At 51.9% G+C, this 18,020-nt stretch carries 16 protein-coding genes; 8 read left to right on the forward strand and 8 right to left on the reverse strand.

All coding sequences use genetic code 11. The annotated features are described in order from the left end of the window. Nucleotides 1–12: 12 nt before the first annotated feature. Nucleotides 13–909 (reverse strand): hypothetical protein, encoded by an 897-nt coding sequence (locus QRN38_RS11815; RefSeq protein WP_144433600.1) that lies wholly within the window; start codon nucleotides 907–909, stop codon nucleotides 13–15. Between the two features lie 227 nt (nucleotides 910–1,136). Between QRN38_RS11815 and QRN38_RS11820 the strand changes: the two genes are divergently transcribed. From QRN38_RS11820 to QRN38_RS11830, 3 genes are all read left to right on the forward strand, one after another. Next, nucleotides 1,137–1,424 (forward strand): hypothetical protein, encoded by a 288-nt coding sequence (locus QRN38_RS11820; protein ID WP_057419300.1) that lies wholly within the window; start codon nucleotides 1,137–1,139, stop codon nucleotides 1,422–1,424. Nucleotides 1,425–1,795: 371 nt separating this feature from the next. Further along, nucleotides 1,796–2,065: a hypothetical protein gene (locus tag QRN38_RS11825; RefSeq protein ID WP_057419301.1), complete on the forward strand. Its 270-nt coding sequence runs from the start codon at nucleotides 1,796–1,798 to the stop codon at nucleotides 2,063–2,065. A gap of 18 nt (nucleotides 2,066–2,083) precedes the next feature. Then, nucleotides 2,084–3,457, forward strand: coding sequence for a hypothetical protein (locus QRN38_RS11830; RefSeq protein ID WP_057419302.1), 1,374 nt, complete (start codon nucleotides 2,084–2,086; stop codon nucleotides 3,455–3,457). A gap of 165 nt (nucleotides 3,458–3,622) precedes the next feature. Here the strand turns inward: QRN38_RS11830 and QRN38_RS11835 are convergent, their stop codons facing one another. After that, nucleotides 3,623–4,243: a hypothetical protein gene (locus QRN38_RS11835; RefSeq protein WP_057419303.1), complete on the reverse strand. Its 621-nt coding sequence runs from the start codon at nucleotides 4,241–4,243 to the stop codon at nucleotides 3,623–3,625. A gap of 444 nt (nucleotides 4,244–4,687) precedes the next feature. After that, complete coding sequence (locus tag QRN38_RS11840; protein WP_057419304.1) at nucleotides 4,688–5,185, reverse strand: hypothetical protein; 498 nt, start codon at nucleotides 5,183–5,185, stop codon at nucleotides 4,688–4,690. A gap of 546 nt (nucleotides 5,186–5,731) precedes the next feature. On the opposite strand from QRN38_RS11840, the gene QRN38_RS11845 reads away from it, so the two are divergent. Further along, nucleotides 5,732–8,329 carry an AAA family ATPase gene (locus tag QRN38_RS11845; RefSeq protein ID WP_057418602.1) on the forward strand — a complete coding sequence of 866 codons (2,598 nt, stop codon included), beginning with the start codon at nucleotides 5,732–5,734 and terminating at the stop codon, nucleotides 8,327–8,329. 101 nt (nucleotides 8,330–8,430) lie between these two features. Here the strand turns inward: QRN38_RS11845 and QRN38_RS11850 are convergent, their stop codons facing one another. Together QRN38_RS11850 and QRN38_RS11855 are read right to left on the reverse strand one after the other, a co-directional pair. Then, nucleotides 8,431–8,916, reverse strand: coding sequence for a GIY-YIG nuclease family protein (locus QRN38_RS11850; protein WP_057418601.1), 486 nt, complete (start codon nucleotides 8,914–8,916; stop codon nucleotides 8,431–8,433). Between the two features lie 155 nt (nucleotides 8,917–9,071). After that, nucleotides 9,072–9,953, reverse strand: a complete 882-nt coding sequence (locus QRN38_RS11855) for a restriction endonuclease (RefSeq protein WP_235814747.1) — start codon at nucleotides 9,951–9,953, stop codon at nucleotides 9,072–9,074. A gap of 308 nt (nucleotides 9,954–10,261) precedes the next feature. On the opposite strand from QRN38_RS11855, the gene QRN38_RS11860 reads away from it, so the two are divergent. Next, nucleotides 10,262–11,170, forward strand: coding sequence for a site-specific integrase (locus tag QRN38_RS11860; protein WP_057418600.1), 909 nt, complete (start codon nucleotides 10,262–10,264; stop codon nucleotides 11,168–11,170). A gap of 302 nt (nucleotides 11,171–11,472) precedes the next feature. Here the strand turns inward: QRN38_RS11860 and QRN38_RS11865 are convergent, their stop codons facing one another. From QRN38_RS11865 to QRN38_RS11875, 3 genes are all read right to left on the reverse strand, one after another. Continuing rightward, on the reverse strand, nucleotides 11,473–11,976 hold the full coding sequence (locus QRN38_RS11865; RefSeq protein ID WP_057418599.1) for a hypothetical protein: 504 nt from the start codon (nucleotides 11,974–11,976) through the stop codon (nucleotides 11,473–11,475). A 107-nt stretch (nucleotides 11,977–12,083) separates the two neighbouring features. Next, on the reverse strand, nucleotides 12,084–13,622 hold the full coding sequence (locus QRN38_RS11870; protein ID WP_057418598.1) for an LA2681 family HEPN domain-containing protein: 1,539 nt from the start codon (nucleotides 13,620–13,622) through the stop codon (nucleotides 12,084–12,086). 663 nt (nucleotides 13,623–14,285) lie between these two features. Next, a complete protein-coding gene (locus QRN38_RS11875) occupies nucleotides 14,286–14,540 on the reverse strand; it encodes a hypothetical protein (protein WP_057418597.1) in 255 nt (84 codons plus the stop codon). Between the two features lie 273 nt (nucleotides 14,541–14,813). Between QRN38_RS11875 and QRN38_RS11880 the strand changes: the two genes are divergently transcribed. From QRN38_RS11880 to QRN38_RS11890, 3 genes are all read left to right on the forward strand, one after another. Beyond that, complete coding sequence (locus QRN38_RS11880) at nucleotides 14,814–15,038, forward strand: hypothetical protein (protein WP_144433572.1); 225 nt, start codon at nucleotides 14,814–14,816, stop codon at nucleotides 15,036–15,038. Between the two features lie 530 nt (nucleotides 15,039–15,568). Then, nucleotides 15,569–17,227, forward strand: coding sequence for a peroxidase family protein (locus QRN38_RS11885; protein ID WP_057418605.1), 1,659 nt, complete (start codon nucleotides 15,569–15,571; stop codon nucleotides 17,225–17,227). Nucleotides 17,228–17,686: 459 nt separating this feature from the next. Then, nucleotides 17,687–18,007 carry an SOS response-associated peptidase family protein gene (locus QRN38_RS11890; RefSeq protein WP_057418596.1) on the forward strand — a complete coding sequence of 107 codons (321 nt, stop codon included), beginning with the start codon at nucleotides 17,687–17,689 and terminating at the stop codon, nucleotides 18,005–18,007. The last annotated feature ends 13 nt before the right edge of the window (nucleotides 18,008–18,020 follow it).

An 18,020-nucleotide genomic window follows, 5' to 3' on the forward strand; every position in this document is an offset into this window, starting at 1 on the left:
AGCGGCCAATTCCTAGCATGGTAAGTCGGCTTCTTCCATTTGCGAGAGAATTTGCTTTTTGAAGTGGCTTCGCCGTGTTGTGTCGTGCATGTATATGTCGATGAGTCTCTCTGCGATCCTGGGAGTATTGTTCAGCACGTGCTTCACTATCTCCCGCATTTCACCCAATGGCTTGCCTTTTTGGGCAAGGTACTTCTCAAGCACCTTGCGCAAATTCGCTTTAGATAATTGAGGCTGCTCAGCTACCAGCGCTTCAGGGTTAAGCCGCATGAAGGCTACCGGCCCGACCATTCTCGCCGCATGGTCGTACTCGTTGAAACTTGAAATCTCCAGAGGGCGGGAGTTTAGAACTTGGCCTCCATCGTTAATCAGCGATTCGTAGATGATCTGTGTTTCATCCTCGACTACCGAAGTGAGCACCTCGTCCTTGTAGCCAAAGTAGAACCCGAAGGGTAGTTTTCCATCCTCATTTGCTGCCGTCGCGATGAACGCAAATGAGTGGCAGAATCCTGCGACCACCGTTAGCTCGCCACGGGCCGCGTCCATAATCGCCCGCAGATCCTGACCATACTGTTGCCAGCCAATAAAGCCGCCACTCGGCATGGCCAAGCCTTTCTCGGCATCCCCATGGCCATCAATGAAAACCAACGGAAGCATCCCCACCTTGCAAGAGTCCCGGATCGTTTTCATGGCGGCAGACCAATTATCTCGATGCTTGCATTGCACGTGATAGACGCGCGATGTGTCATGGATAATGTTTTGCGCCGACAGAGCCATCAATGAGTCGCAGATCCCTTCATGGCGAGTACGAGCAGATTGCTTATCATCCTCTTTGAGGCAATCGATGAGAAAGATGGTGTTGGCGTCGGAGGCGATCTTCTGGTCGTAGTTAAGCGTTATCTCTTCCATCACAGAGGCCCTCATAGGCAGGTGGGCGCTTAGCATGGCCCACCTGCATCATGGCAGCACTGCCTTACAAAGTGCGATAGCAAGAAGCCACTTAATCCCGTGACACTGCGCCAGAGCTGAGGCAGGATTATCGCGCGCAAGCACCATCGTGCTCGCCCTACGAGGCGGGGCCTTGGAACGCACGGAGCGCTCAATTCCCAGCAGTTGTACGCGTAAATGGAGTTCACATGGCTGTAACACTGAAAAAATCGCATCTTCAAACCAACGTTTACACATACATCTGGACTCGAGACGATGACGACCAGCCATACGCAGGCCTGGAAGATCGTAGGCAGGTTGATAAGGATGAAGGGTACGAAGTTCTGTATTTCTTGGAAAAGCTGCTGAACAAGCACGACAAGAAAACGCTACCCGATGTAAATGCTGCCGAGGATGCGCTTCATAGCGAAGATCTGAGCGACGTCACTGACCGAGTTAAACTCACTACTGCGGTCGAAAAAATTCTGGGCTGGTAAAGAGAGCGGCCTTGTCAGATTGGCATGACTGATGCCTTTGTGGCTCGCAGCTTGAAAGGGGCTCAAGGTATATCTGTTTTGGGCTTGCCTCGGCTGTCGTAAACCAAACCCTGGCTTCGCCAGGTTTTGGCCCTCCGGGCTTCCATCCTCAAGCCTTTGGCCCACAGGGCCGGCGCGCTCCGCTTGCGTCAGGAGTTTACCTTGCAAGAAATCAGGAACGGCAGGCTGAGACACTGAAGGAAGAAATGATCGCGCGCTTGGGCACCTGCCGTTGTCTCAGAAAATTAAATCGGATTACTTGCACGATATACATCGCGTGATCGAAGAATATCTCAGGGCAGTATCAATGCACACAAACCCAGAGGTTTTCTATGATCCGTAAATCCGCTTTCACTGGCTGGTCTGCCCTTAAAGACTCCTACCACCTCCAACAGGCTCGCCAGAACCACTCTGAGCCCGACTACCTGAACGCCCTCGCTCAGGCGATCCAAGAGGTGAAACCCGAAACCTGTTTCCGTGAAGCCATGCGCCAAGCCATTACCGTGGATGAGTACACTGTTGGCGTACTCGGCAACCAAGAGTTAGGTAAACGCACTCGTGCAATCCTCGAAGCGCAGCCTAACGCCGTGCCTGCCCGTTAACCCGAAATGGAAGAGAACATGAACGACAAAGGACAAGAGAGGCTTGACGAAGGTTTTCTGGCTCGTAGAGATCGAGCTCTACAAAGCATCCAAGAAATCCTAGGGCTCGACAAGCAAGCGTATCAAGACTGGCTAGATGGCATGACCTCGGAAGAACGCTCTACCCACGACCATGAAGTCGGACGGTATATGGAGCTCTGCACGATCATGTATACCGAGCATATTCAGTGGTCAAGCCAGCTTCTACTTACCGCGCCAGAGGTCTCATCGGGGAACGGGCAGTCTAGCTACATTGGCCCGCTGGGAAAATTTCTGCAAGGGGCCATCAAGGATGGTAAACCTCTTGCTCAGCATCTGCGTGATGCGGCTGATCAAATCTCCAAGCTGAATGGCGCGAGGCGGCGCTTCCTCGTCGAGCTTTTTGATCAGTTGCGTCCGGAGGAGCGGCGTGATTACGGCGATCTATTACGCGATTGCGAGGCCATGTTGAGTGCCTTACCTAACATCAAGCTCTGGGACACCTTGGAACGGCTGGATCTGTGCTGGAAATTTCGCTACGAAGAAATTAACGAACTCATGGAACACGTGCCGGTCTTTGATCGCATGGCTGAAGCCAAATGGAGACACCAGCGGGTCACTGATAAAAGTAACAAAGCTGTTCGCCACATTCTGAAAGAAGTCATAGAAAGTAGCGACTCCCTAGCTGCAAAGTTAATGCTAGCCAGCATGGTCAATCGCTATCACTGGGAATTTTTGGAACTCGAGCGTTTTGAGGATATCGCTGTACCAAGCCTGCTGCGCTTGATACGGGGGCTTCATTCGGCAGGCAATGGTCGTGTTCCAGCTGACCTTCATGAAGAAGCTTTCAGGGACTGGATGATGGATCACCTTTCAGGCCCTACCTTCGGGGAGGAGCATGCTTGGCGTCCACTGAAATCTGTGCATTTAAATAGAGTCTACGCGCAAGCAAAGTGGATTTTGAGCTGGGAGAGAATCGACTTCGTAGCGCACGAGGCCACCGAGAACGAGCTGCAGAATATATGCGCGTTGAACCTCGCCTGGAGCTACTGCACTCGCGAGAAGCACGACATCAGAATTGCTGACATCAAGGATTACGATCTGGTGAATTTGCGAGAAATCCAGACCGGCGAGCAGGTGCCGCTGACCAGGATCAAATACCAACAGAGGCAGCTGAACACAATGCTCCGGAGCCTGCAGCATCAAGCGCTGGATCCCGAAAAGATAAGGATGCAGACCGAAAGCAACAGGGACTTGCGCAACCACCGGATGCAGTTCATTCGGTCAAATTTCAAGAACACTACTTTAAGCCAGTGGAAAGCATTGACTACCGGTGTTTTCAAAATTGTATTCCCTCAGCTTTCCGGGTTTTGACTCCTGAGCTGCATCACGCTGATTCGGCTCCACTCACCAGGGGCAGCCATTGAGCTGCCTCGGGGCTAATGGACGCAAAATGGATCTGGCGTATGGGCAGATAAGCACGGCTTAGCAACCTACATTCGTGCCTCTGCCCATACTGCCGACATTTGCCAAACCGTATTAAGCGGTAGCTAAAAAGCCGAACTTTGAATAGCCCATTGTCTTGATCTCATTGAAAAGACGTAGGTCGCCTTCCTTGCCCTCAGGATGAGGTGCGAGTGTTAAATAGTGGTTCTGGTCATTATGCTTAGCGAAGACAATCCATTCGCCAGTGAGCTGGGAGTTAGCTTCCCGCTCCAAAAAAGCGTCTGTGGTGATCGCCTCCACTAAGTCATTGAGCATCTTGGGGGTAATGATTGGCTCAGAGGGATCACAAATTCGGTCAACAGTTTCGGAGACTCGTTTAGGCGTCATATGTGCAGCTATATTTTTTTCAGTAAATCTTGACGCAAAAAAGTGCTGGTGCCACAGGCCCTTCAGGGGCTCCCTTGTAAACTGAGTTGGTGGCTTGGTGAAGGGTGCCGAATTGTTCAGCCCTTCAAGCGCCTTGATTTCCTCAAGGATAAAGTCTGGCTCGACACCATCGAATTCAGTAAAAAGAAAAAACTTGAACACGAACAGATCCGTGTATCGGCCAGGCGCGATTTTATCTAGACCTAGGTCAGAGGCATATTTCAAAAGGGCTGTGTCATCCATCTCAAACGGGCGCCCATCGGACATCTCAGTCTTGTAGACAGCCATTACATCTCCTCAGAATTTATCGATTGAATCGCCAGACCAGCTAGAGTTAACCCCTGCCAAACGTATCGCTGCCTGGTAATCAGAATTTAGCTGGCGGCATTAATTTACCACGTCGATAAGCCGTATCGCAGGTTTGAGCGCTGAGGGAGAGACAGGCAGCGACTACCGAGCCAATTGCGACGGTGCAGTGGTGGAGCCGGCACTGTGCTAGGCCTGCTCGCCTTGGCAGTAGCCCGCAGGTTGGACTTTAAAGCAGATCAGCTAGCAGAGCTCTCGGCCACACAGAAACTAGCCAGCTTTATTCAGCTAGGCTCCGGTGCTTGCGTTTGGGCTTAGGCGCCGCCTGGGGAGATAAGGCTCTACTAGGGCGCCTGCAAAGGTCTGGGGTAAGCTAATTCCATGCAGCCATTGAAAATCAGTAGCATGGCGGCAGGTGAATTAGCCTTAAGCGACCGCTGTCGGGCGTCCGGCTCGCTGCACAAATGCATCAATGCGGCGACGGATTTGCTTCATCTTCTCCGGGCTGAATTTCTCGCCCCCCTCTCCGAACATGTCAGAGTGATCGAGCATGAAGCGAATACTGGCGACGTGGGTCACTTTACCGTCCTCATCCTGCTGCTCAAAGACCACCACAATTAGGGGATCATGCTCATCGTTATTAACAATTCGAGCATGATAGAGGCCGGTATACCAAGGGGTAGAGCCGGGCACCGAGTTAGAATCCTTGATCCGCCCCCATTTTCGATCCGCAGTCTCGGAATAAATCTCGATGAACCCCTGGTTCGACCAGAGTTCGATCAGATCTGCGAGGTGTTCTAGGTAGGTCTCAGCAATTTCGGCGGTGTAGCCGATTTCTTCGCTGATAACGAGGAACAAATCGTGGAGGTAGACGCCCGTGATGAGCTGCTTGGTGACGCGAGAATCAGTTGGGTACGCAGGCATACTGGAGAGAACGTTCCTTCGAAATAGCGAATGCTTTCCGGAGGTTCTCTCTAATAGCAGCTCGATCCGGTGCGCTGACTTTTGTGCCGCCCACACCATTACCCAGTTCAACCAGGGTCATCACCTCAGGTCGCAGTGTCTCGGTACGGTTGGTCATAGCGGTTAACCTCTCAAAAGGGAAATTAAAATCTGGCCCTTACCCTTTAAAACTATCAAATTTGATTAACGGATGCAATTAAATCGGATTTCTTGAGCGACTGACTAGCGCTGAATTTGTCAGCTGATGGCCGGCTTGAACACCGTGCCTGCTACCCGCAACCTCGCTCTGGCGTCCGTAGCTGGCCAACCTTCGTCGTAGAGCTCTGGCTCATCAGGTCTACGCACATATCCAGGTGCGACAGGGACGGCGGCTAAACGAAGACAGCCTTAACGGCATCAGGCTCCTTCCAGGCGAATCAGACAGAGCGAAGGATTGTGATGGCCAAATAACACCAAAAAGCCAGTTAGCGCCTACGCTCAGGAATTCCCCCGTGAGATGAGCACACCATGACTAAGATTGAGGCTGGGCCGGCAGTAGCTGATGATTTCGAGACATGGCTGAATGCGCGCCCCAAATGGTTGCAGACTGCAGCTCGAATGATCATCGACTCGAAGCGGCAACTGAACAAGGACGAGATCAAAACGCTAGCTAGGCTTTGCAAGCTCGAAGCCAAGGATGAAGCTGATCCAGGTTTTTTGACCGTAACCCCCGGCACGTTATCGCAGGTTGCCAATAGACCGTTGCTCCGGATTGAAGAGATCCTGGATGTGCATGGGCTGAATGCCATCAAGGCTGGCGCCAACCTCCCGTTTGGCAAGAGCAATCTCTCGGTGATCTACGGGCAGAACGGAACTGGCAAGAGCGGATTTGCGCGGCTGTTGAAGGAAATCTGCGGATCACGCTCCAAGGACGAGATACGCAGCAACGTCTTCGATCCAACGCCCACGCCCTGCCGTGCTCATTTCAAGGTGTCTATAGACGGTACGCCAGCGGATGTTCACTGGGACGTCCCAAGCGGCCCTCACAAAGCTTTACGGCACGCACAGGTGTTCGATAGCAAGGCCGCGCAGCAGTACATGGGCAGGACTGAGGCATGCTATGAGCCCAGTCGGATGAAGTTTGTATCGGCACTGATCGTCACAGCGGACGCTGTTAGCGCAGAGCTTTCAACAGAGAAGGCGCTACTCAGCAAAGCGTTACCTGCCATCCCAGAAACGCTAAGTCACACCGCCGAAGCAAAATGGCTTCAGGGCCTGAAGAGTACGACTACTGCCGCGAGTATTGATAAGGAATGTCTGTACACGGATCTGCTTGATCGGGAGCGCATAGAGAAGGAGGCCCTACTCGCAGAGAAGGACATTGCAGGCCGACTGCTGAGCATTAACAAAGAAAAAACTGCGCTGAAGAGTATTGAAACAGCAATGTCGACTCTTCAACAGGGATTGAACGATGCGACGGCAGGTACGCTAGAGACCCTGAAAAACGCCGCTGTTAAGGCCAGGAATTCGAGCGAAGAAGCAGCGGCAGCGATTTTCGGTAAAGCCGAGCTCGACGGTGTTGGCTCTGCGACCTGGCAGGATATGTGGGAGCACGCACGCGCATACTCCAACGGCACGGCCTACACAGAATCTCAGTTTCCCAATATTGCAGCTGACTCACGCTGCGTGCTTTGCCATCAAAGCCTTGATGAGGATGTCAAAGCCCGCCTGGCTGGATTTGAGAAGTTCGTCACTGACGGCCTTGAGACAGCCGCCAAGAAGGCCGAAAAAAGTTTTACTGATCAGAAAACCTTGTTGCCAGCTCTTCCTGGGGAAACAAGCTGGATCGTTCACATGTCCACCTTAGGCTTCGAGGAAACAGATGCGATCACCTGGCTTGGCATACTTAAAATGAGGCGTGATCAAGTCGTAATGGGAAGCCCTGTCGGCACCTTGCAAGCTTTCGACTGGACGAGCATCAATGAAGCGGTAAAAACGAAGTCTGCAGACTTGATTGCCGAAGAAGAGAGCCTGTCTGCCCTGTTACAGGATGAACATCGTCAGGCAGTGCAGAACCGAGTCCAGCAACTCCAAGCCAAGCAATGGCTTTCACAGAACAAAGCGTCAATCACTGCTGAAAGGGCTAGGTTGATCACTGTTGCGGCAATAGACAAAGCCTCCCGTTCAGCCGCTACCAACTCCCTGACCTCCAAGAAAAATGAGTTGGCCAAGACTGAGCTGGACGCTGGTTATCAGACCCGATTCCTAGAGGAGCTGAAGCTTTTGGGCGGCCACCGCATGCCAATTGCTCCGCAGAGTAAATCGGGTGGTAAAGGGAAGATCACCTTCGGTTTGAACCTCGTAGGTGCGCATGGCTCACATGGCCTGGATTACATCTTGAGCGAGGGTGAAACTAGAATTGCTGCACTGGCTGCGTTTCTAGCGGACACCACTGGCTCGAACCAACTTGCCCCCTTCATTTTTGATGATCCAATTTCGTCGCTTGACCAAGATTTTGAGGAGAGAGTCGTCGAGCGTTTGGTGTCCTTATCAGCGACGCGACAAGTCATAATTTTTACTCATAGGCTCTCTCTAGTGTCATTAGTCGACGCAGTGACGGAGAAATGGAACAAGATGCCAGGGATGCCATCCGTCAAGCCGACCCTGACCTCGCTTAGGAGAATGGACAAAGTGGCAGGCATTGTCGCCACCGCTAGCGCTCGAGACCTGAAGCCTGAGAGTGCTGTTCGCGGATTGATCGACAACACGATTACGCGGCTTAAAAAACACCAGGAAAAGGCAGAGGTCGACGATTACGAGACGCTCGGTAAAAGTGCATGCAGTGACTTCAGGGTGATTGTCGAAAAGACGATTGAGCACATTCTATTGGCGGATGTGGTAGGCCGGTTCAGACGTGCAATCAACACCCAAGGCAAGCTCCATAAGGTCGCCAAGGTGACGAATGAAGACTGCGTGTTCATTGATGACCTGATGACTCGCTACTCAGTGTTTGAACATGCGCAGTCCGATGAGAAGTCCAGCGGCACTCTTGAGCTCGATGTCTTAGAGGCCGACGCCGTGGCCTTGCAAAAATGGATAGCCGAGTTCGGATCAAGAACCAGCTAACGTGCTTTATTGAGCAAGGGTCAGGATCCAGTCGAGCACTCTGGTTCTGACCCGCCCCAACACTCGAATCGAACCGAAATGACGACGTTAATACGGCCTTATCACTCCTCTTCCTGATGACTCAGGAAATCAAAGGTTGTCAGCGTGTCGCAATTTAGGCAGTGATACATACTCGATGCGTCTTGCAAGTGCATGCCGCAGAAGCTTCCGCAGAAAGGGCAGCACTCGTTCCATTCCAGGTTGCCCCAACTCCAGACGCCGAGATACTCGGGCACGCCATCTCGATCATTGCCGATGACTTCGAAAGAATCGCCGGTGGTACCGACAAACCCATCGATCCCGAAATGCTCGAGGATCGGCAAGATGTCCGCAGGATCCAAATCGAACCATTCGCCAGTACCGCGAAGGTGGGAGAAGTTCTGATGGATCTCTTTCTCCAGTCGTACGTCATCATCCGTACGAATCCAACCCAGAAGTAAAAGCTTCCTTGGATTCCCAGTTTGAAGGCCTTTTCTGCGGCGCTCGATGTCCTTAGCCCGACCTATCTTCACCTGCTCATTACTGTCTTCAATAAAGAAGTAGATCATCGCCGCGCTTCTCGTACATCCACCATCCTGTGTCCATTCAGTAAACAGCCAATGTATCGTCTGCCTTGATGACGTAGCCGTAATTGCCGGGGTAGCCAACCAACTGAGATAAATAGCAGGTGGTATCAGGCTACTGGCCGCGAGCCTCAGCCAGATCACTGCTTGAACAACTCATCCAGCGGTACGAACGCAGCGCCTGTCTCTGCGGCAGCCCTTACCTTGCGCTCAATCACATCGGCGATGGGAATCCGCTTACCGAGCGCCTTGTAGATATCTTCACCGGAAATGCAGATCACTTTTCGGCCCCTGCCAAACGCATGAAGGCCCTCCTGTGTGAAACCTCCATAACTGATGAAAACCCCACGCGCCCAGGCGGCCTTTTGATCCAACTTGCCGTGGAACGTATGTAGCTCAGCTGCGCCGATTGGATCTCTGACCCATTTTGCCTCGACCAAATAGGTTTCGTTTCCGAGTTGGAAGCTACCATCGATTTGTTCGCCGACCAGTCGAAATGGCGACCTCGCCTGCAGCTTGGACGAGTCAAAGAGATCCTTGAGAAAGACCTCAAACTCATAGCCACGTTTATGGGGCGGTAGGCTGCGCAGCGCCTTCAGCCGCTGCTTCATAGCATCACAAATTTGCTCCTGATCAACAATTGCTGCCGCCGCGAATGGATTTACTACAACTTCTGCGGGCTGCCCTGGCGATCTTACAGACTCGAGCAGGGAGAGGAATCGCCCCTCAGCGTTAACGACAGCTTCCTCAGCCTTGGTCTCCTCCCGCATAGATTGCCGGTACTTCCAGAGAGCTTCGAGCACTCGAGCTACCGTAGGGTGATCGGCGTTTTGGAGGAGGTATCTGACACGTCTGGCCTTGGAGGTTCCGTCTTTGGAAAACATCTCGTGCGAGATGTCGATTTCAAGCTCCTCCATGAAGAACTCGTCCATCGTCCGGTTGGAAAAGTCGAGAACGTAACCTCCACCCATGTCGAAGATCGAGTCTAGAAACCGCATCTCAGTCGATTTAAAGTTCGCCACGCTTTTCCTCAATTTTCACTTGCCCGATATCTGATACCGAGCCCAAATCCAGAAGAAAAAATCAGCTGCCAATATGCCCTATAAAGTGTGGTCACGCAGTTCCCTGATCGATGAACCAGTCCAATATCTCGGAACTTTCGTAGACGCTTCGCAGATTGCCATGCTAATTTCGCCGCCTCTGATCTGCCTGGATCAAACGGTCGGCTCGTGAAGGCTCAAACGCCACAGGTTGCAACACCCTCTTTATCGCACGCATTTCGACGATAGTCAGCGGGCAGCCGACACCCTGACGCTACCGGAGAATTGCTATGCGCGTCCCTGTCTACCCACGAGACTTGATCCGGAATCGTGGCTTCAAAAGCCTGTCCAAGCAGTTGCAAGAGCGATGGTTTGGCTCGACCCCAATCTCGCTTGCAGATGCTCAGAAAGCGCTCGCGCGAGGTCTGGGCTATCAGAACTTCCACGATCTCAGCGAAACCTCAAAGGTCTGCCAACCAGATGAGCCTGTGCCGCTTGAGGCCGACGTTAGGAAGGCAATTCGTTCAGCGATTAAAGGTTCGCTGCAGCCGGAAGCATGGCTGTCTACAGATCAACAGAAGCTGGAACAGCTCGTAACCGATCTTCCCCTAACAAACCTTGTAGCTTTCAAGCGTGTGCAGGCTTCTCCCGATGCTGGTCATAGCACCTTACTTAAAGTGGTTAGGAGGGATCAGCCGGGATTGACCAAAGAACATGTTTGGAAACTGGAAAACCTCCTAGCCAAATCTGACAACTTAAGGGATCGGGCACTGTTCGCATGCATGCTGGGAGCGCTGCGGCGAAGTGAGCTCCTTTCGGCGAGAATGCGGGGCGGTACTGCGGTTTTTGGGGTGAAGGACATCTACGCTGCTACCAACGTTCATGAAGCGATCCCTCCTAGCCACCGTTCAATTTATAAGCAGTATGTGTTGGCCTCCAAGCTGTCGGACGGGGACTATCTTTTCCATGCTGCTAATGACCGTAAAAGCCCACTGTCAAACGCCGCGCTGAGTAGGATTTGTGCCTCTTGGGCTCGCGAAGCGAGTATCAATGTGAGTCTGCTTACACCCAACGGTATCCGCAAAACCACGGATAATTATGCGGATTGGATGCGCCTCATAAGCGAGAGAATGGGGCACCATCCAAGAAACATTTCCTTGGCATACGTAGTCGGATTACCGACGACCAAGATCCCTTAATTTAACCAACCGATAACCAATTCAACGCGCGCAATGTTCGCATCCAACTGCTGTTCGGCCCTCAGGGAATGCTGATGGCAACCAGCACACGAACGAGTTCATAGCCAGAATATGATCGATCTACACGGCAGCCTGCACCCGCGCCGGTGAATCGGTTTTGGGCCGACGTGAACGATGGCTCGCACGTCAGACGCCCCGCCAAAAAATGTAAGCCGAACTGAGCCTCCGAAACGGTCAATGTCGCGAGAAAGTGCGACTGGGGGGTTGTTACCAGTTCTCTTGGCAACAACCCTTCTCCGCCATCAGGCCTCTAGAATCGTAGGCTTCAACCTGGGGACTTCATCCGCCAGGATCTGGGTGAACATTAGCTCACCAAACGAGAGGTTATTGCCCTGCCTTCTGATCGAATCAAAATGCCCATTGATATAGGTTATCTCGTACGGCGCCACCATTCCTTCTCCATACAACTCAACAGAGCCCGTCGCAGTAGTGAGGCTGCCGTCTACCTTGAAAAGTTTCGGGGCGATCAATAGCGATGTGTCGGCGAACGATAAATGCAGCGAGCTACCTTCTCGTTCCTCCTCCCGACCACTGCTGTCAGTGACGAGGTACGCGGATGTCTTCGCCTCAGCACTGAAACCATCTAGGTCATACAGCGGCTGTATCCATTCTTCGATGCTTTTCATCAAGCCGCTCAGTTGTGCTTCCCAAGTGAGAAGCGCATTACCCGATGCAGTATTGGCTTGATTCCGATATTCGATCTGTTTTTGGGCGGCGTTTTTGAGAGCGTTCTGGATGGCGTTCACTTATATGTCCCTGTGAGAAGTAATGAGTATCCTGCTAGCAAGGCTTCACTCTTGCAGAACGCACAGCGGTACAGCGGCCAGCCACCCAGTTGATCAGCGGCAAGGAATCAAAGCTCATCTTCACCGCGAATCCAATGGTGGTCAGGCACGATCATAGTTCCGATAATCCCATCTGTCTGCTTACTCAAGATTTCCTCCTGCTGAGAGATTGCAAGCGCGAGCATCTGAATTGCAGACCTAGCGACCCGAAGCGCACCTAGGGTCTCGTTAATAAAATCCGAGCGGTTTAGGTGCTCGATTGCAGGAGCCTGCCTAGCCTGAGAAGGATCCCCAAGGTCATGAAGCACTACGAATCTGTGCGTGCCAGAATTGCGCAATTCTTTCTGTGAGCGGAGGATTCCATCTATGCCGTCATAATCTTCTGCCAGCTCGGCCAAGCCATAGAGTGCGTGTACACCTGAACGAATCAGCCCTTGTACTTTTTTTGTGAGCGGAGAGCCTGTTTTCTTGTCTGCGGAATCTCTCCATAGCCTCCCGAAACCGACCTTGTTTGGAGCGACTCCTAGCTCGAAATAGTGGTTTGCCGTTACGGCTACCTTGTCGAGCAGGTCGAGGGCTGTTCGATGCGCCAATATGAGTGCCGAGGTATCAGGGCCGTACATTGCGTAGTCGAGCGTGTCCGCATACTGGCCTGTTCTCGGCCAAACGCTTTCATCTCTTGCACGCCATGCCAAATCCCGTGCGAGGACAAAATCGCTCTTCAGCATATTGAACATGGCAAACAACGGCGGCGGTCTGCTACCCACCTCTGGTTCACGCTCAAGAATACCTGGAAGGGTAAGCCAATCGAGCTTGCCCAAGGATGGGTCGACAAGCTCTACAGCAGGGGCAAGCGTGAGGCGTTCCTCTTCAACCCATCTGATGAAAGGATTGGTGTGATTAGACCTTAAAGGCGGATCGCTTAATTCGCTGGCGAGCGCTTCGACCTTCGCTGCGACGTTTACACCAGCGTACTGGACTATTCGCTCCTTATTTCGAAGTGCCTGCCTGGCTAGCATCACGGCCTCCATGCGGGTCAACTCCGAGCAGCCGCCTCGTTGAAAAAGCCACATCAGACTCAGTGCTGCGCAAAAAGCGGCGACGCCGTTCGTTGGATCGACCTTCAGCGCTGAAAGACGTGCGTCGTGGGCTTCAGAAAGCCGGTAGGTTTTTTCGAACAAATTAGCGAGGTTCGTCCAAGCCTGCGTACGTAACTCCATATCGGCAGCTACGTCTTGCACCACCCTCCAATAGCATCGTCGAGCCTCAGCTCTGTGGGCACGAGTTTGTTCCTGATGATCTAACCATTCCGAACCAGCACTTCCACAGTTTGCTGCTTCCACAAGCCCGTTTGCTAAGTTGTAAGTCATATCTGCCGTGGGATACAGGTCGTGAAGCTCGCGGTATAGCTCAAGCCCCTCATGAATTGCATCTTTACGACCAAGCGAGGTGCCTGCATTGACCAAAGTGGCCGCGCGCAGGGACATCATATTTAAACGATCTCGCCCATCTAGAACGAGGTCACGAGCTTCTTGTATCGCAAGCTTGGGGTCAGTATCCACCAGGGAGTTGAGGTGTGATGAGAGTTCCGAGAATTTGCTCAACATAAAAAACGCCTTTTTTGAAATGGGCGTTACAACTGAGGCCACTTAACGGAAATCCAGAGTATCTAGGTCGTCAGTGCGCCCCAAGCCCAATCACCGCCGACAACAACGAAGATCTCAGATTTGAAAAGTCGTGCTCAAAAGGCAGCTTGTACCGCGTTACGGACATCGTTCCGTACAGCCGCCACGCTGGTGCCGTTAAAGAATCCCATCGTAGAGGTGGTAGGAATGACCACATGCTGCCCGTCGTCTCCCTTGACCACCTATGCTAGGCCAATGCGTTGAAGATCCGCATACGCATTTTCATAATCTTTGGAAGACGCGTTTTTTAGATCAAAAGTGCAGTAAACCAAATAGCTCATCACTCAAACTCCTAGAAACCTCATCACCAACTAAATGGGAGCCAGCCCAATTATGTGGCTGGCTCCCTATCAGAGACCTAACGTCCAGCCTCTATCTATTGGGTGTGGCACACCGAAGAACACGTCCGGCAACCGTTCGATTGCCGGTAGGTGTTGCGAGCTTGGCGAACAGCGGTCGCACAGGTGGTGTGGTAGCCAAGATCAAGACGGTTGTGAACTGCCGGCAAATAGATGCACGTACTGGTATGCACCTCGTGATCACCGTTGGTTTGCGCGTTGCGGTTGACGAAATACTGAGCCATTTTTACTCACCCCGCTCTTTGTTCGACTGGGCGAGCACCGAGGCCGCGAGGGTCTTGGTAGTGGCGTTGTACTTGTTGCTGTCGAGGACTTGACTGGCTTTGGTCTCCATGTCGGCACCCGTTTGCTTGCCGGTCGAAGATTGAGCCATAGCCGAACCTGCCAGTTCTTTCTGAATGGCCGAGGAGCTGTCGCTACGCAGGATTTTTGAGGCCAAGCTGGCCACAGGTGTCGAGGTTTGTTTGGTATTTTTAGGCACGGTTAGGTGCTCCTGTAACTATTTGAACATCGAGTAGGCAGGAGCGACCCTTGAGCGGAAACCCGAGCTGAATGGTTGACATCCAAAGTCGGTTTTTCTCTAATGCGCGTCCCACCAGTGTTTGCCATTGGTTCAGGGATAGGCGGGTATTCGTGCGCGGCGACCAAACTTTGCACGCATACCCGCTGTGTTCACTGAAACCTCAGCCTCCCGCCAAAAAAACACAACATATAGTGCCGATGCCGAGATGACCTACAAGATAATGTGGTCACTTTGACATTGCAAGATGACAAAGCTGTGGATAACTTGTGGGCAAACTCTGCGTTGGATCCATTTTCATCCTGTATGGATGCCCAGGCCCTCTATATTGCGGAGTGCGCCAGTGCAGGCCTGACACAGCTTGAAACATTTTCCCTACTGATGATCGCCTTATCGCCTGAAATCGGGGGCTTTGAGCATCTACGGATGACAATCCACTGGCGTCATTTATTTGGTTGAAGCAGTTTAGGGCTGAACTTTCGCTGGGTTTTCATCCAGCCAAAAGGCTGTCAGAACGCTTGGTTAGCGTGAGAGCATCCCCCTCGCCCCCTCGCCCCCTCGCCCTTTAAATCTTATCTTCCATTTGATAACGGCGTGGGCGACCAATGTCTCCACAAAAATGACAAATCTTATTTTAAGTCTCCGGCGCATCCCATTAATACTCTTCTCGCCTTAGGCAATACGTACGATAAATTTTATTTTTGCGCTGCTCACAAAAAACAAGGAATTAACCAGGTTAATATAGTTAAAAGAAATAATACTTATAGCAATGTCGACCATAGTTAGATTGCGAAAAGACGGCTTATTGCGAGCATTACCTGCGCTGGTATTTTATTTGTGCGGGCAAAGCTGGACATTTGTATCTATTCCTACTTAGCTACTGAGCTAGGCATTTTCATCAAGGCTGTGTCGTTTTCCAGATCAATCATAACTATTCTGCGCCCTGGCTATGATCTGATGGTGTAATGGCGCAACTCGAGGAGAAGAGCATGTCAAGACGTCATAATCGCAATCTATTCTTCCTGGCCGCGACAAATGAAATTCGTGGAGAAGTTAATCGGCCAGCAACACCCAATGAGGCCCAACGCTCCTTTAGATTTTCAGAGATTGTCTCTGGGACGGCGCCAGCACCGTCTGATGGATTGTTATTGGCTTTAGCCGACGCAATGACACGTCCAGGAGACGACATCGACAGTGACATTCCAGCTGGATTCACCTACCTCGCACAGTTTGTGGATCACGATCTAACACGTGATCGAACTGATGTCCCCTTTGGAACGCCTGTGACAGATCCAGGTCAACTTGAACAGGCTCGTAGTCCGGCATTGGACTTGGATTCACTATACGGGAACGGCCCGATTGTAGATCCTCAGTTTTATCTAGAGGATGGCATTCATATTAAAACAGGCCAAACGTCAGCATCACCTCCAGATGATATTGCGAACATCTCACTCGATCATTTTGACCTCCATAGAAGGGGTGCAAGTGCAACAGAGCCAAAGGAGGCGAGATCAGCTCAAATACCCGACCCGCGCAACGATGAAAACCTTGCGGTTGCCCAGACGCACTTGGCTTTCATACGATTCCACAACAACGTCTGCAATCGGTTGGCAAATGATGGACTACCAAGTGCAATGATATTCGAAAGGGCGAGGGAGTTAGTTGTAAAGCATTATCAATGGATGTTGAGGACGGACTTTCTCCCTCGCATTGTAGATCCTGCGATTGTCGATGACGTTTTTACCAATGGCCGTAAGGTCTTTGAAGTTGACGGTGTTGGATTTCCAACAATGCCACTCGAATTTTCGGTTGGAGCCTATCGCTTAGGGCATTCGATGATACGAGAGCTATATGATTGGAATGCGGTGTTCGGATTCAACGGGAGATTTCCAAGGCAGGGTACGCTTTTGAATCTGTTTAGATTTTCCGGCACTAGCGGTAACCTAAACCCTTCAAGTGATGTTAATAATCCAGTAGAAGGGACACTTGATAGGCTAGCCACAAACTGGATCGCAGACTGGACACGACTGTTTGATTTCAAAGCCGATGGCACACCGGAATTGGAACCTGAAGAGGGAGCAGTATTGAACTTTGCTCATCCGATAGACATTCGCCTTACCGATCCATTAAAAAATTTGCCATTGGGGTCGTTTGGCGCGCGAACCCCGAATGCCACTGTCCCACCAGAACAAATGAATTTGGCGTTTAGAAATCTGGCCAGAGCTAGGATGGTTGGTCTCGCTACTGGGCAGGAAGTCGCCGCACACATCGCAACGAAAGTTAATGGCGTCACCACGCTGACACGCGAACAGATCATTGGAAATGATCTCGATGCTCTCACTGATGAGCAAAAGGAAGAATTAGCCGTATCAACGCCGCTTTGGTTTTACGTTCTTCGAGAGGCATCTCTCAATCTAGCGGCTGGCGCTGGCACAGGTCGAATGGGGGCTGTTGGAGGGCGAATTATCGCGGAAGTCTTCCACCGCGCAATGGAAGGCGGTGACGTGTCAATTATTCGTGATCCAACGTTCGTACCATCCTTCGGAAAGCTGGTGGGTGTTTTTCGAATGACTGATCTTTTGCAAGTTGCGTACGATGCTACGAAGGGAGAACTTCGCCCACTTTCCCCAGGCGCAAAGAGGCCTTAATGATTTCAGGCCGAGTGGCTCTGCCGGACGATCTCCGGTTACTGCTGCGTTAGATACGGACAGCGCCGGTCTCTGACTGGCGCATGTATCTGAGGAGCACAAACCGCCACTCTGGAATGACTGCTAATGGCTGAAAGTAGTTATTGTAAGCGGCGTGATATTAAGCTGCAGATACCATCGCTACATGACTCTCAGCGCACAACTAATCTAGTTTCGTCGCATAGCGACGACTTGTCAGTTCCTCACGCATCGCCCAACCAAGCGCCACCGGCACGCTGGACAGCCGAAGCCCCTTTCCACAGCGGAACTTAATCTTATTCAGCCCCCATCACCTTGTCCGCTATCACATGCTGCGAATGCGCGAAAGGTCATTAGTGAATCCGCAGGGTTGTAGCTTCATTAGCACCACCGCAGAGGTAAAGGCAGCCCTATTTTACAACGTTGAAAGAGTAGGTTCCTATGCTCCTCGCCGGTCTGGCGGAGGTGCACGAAAGCTTGGAGCCAGATGACCGCGACGGTTTCGTCACCATCACAGCTGCAAGTGACCAGGACATGGTCGATATCCATGATGGCAAGCCGCTGGTTTGGGCACCTGAGCATGCTCGTGAATGGATTGATCCCGACACGCCACCTGAACGAGCGCGCGAATTAGCGATGGAGCATTGCCGACCAGCAGCAGACTTTCATTGGTACAAGGTTGGTAAGGATGTCGGAAATGTTCGAAACCAGGGCCCGCATCTGATTGAGCCGCTTTCCTTGGCCTCGGATGCCGATGATTGAGCGCAGATGCGAC

This window comes from Pseudomonas sp. CFBP2511 (genome assembly GCF_030209255.1).
GTDB classification, from domain to species: domain Bacteria; phylum Pseudomonadota; class Gammaproteobacteria; order Pseudomonadales; family Pseudomonadaceae; genus Aquipseudomonas; species Aquipseudomonas avellanae.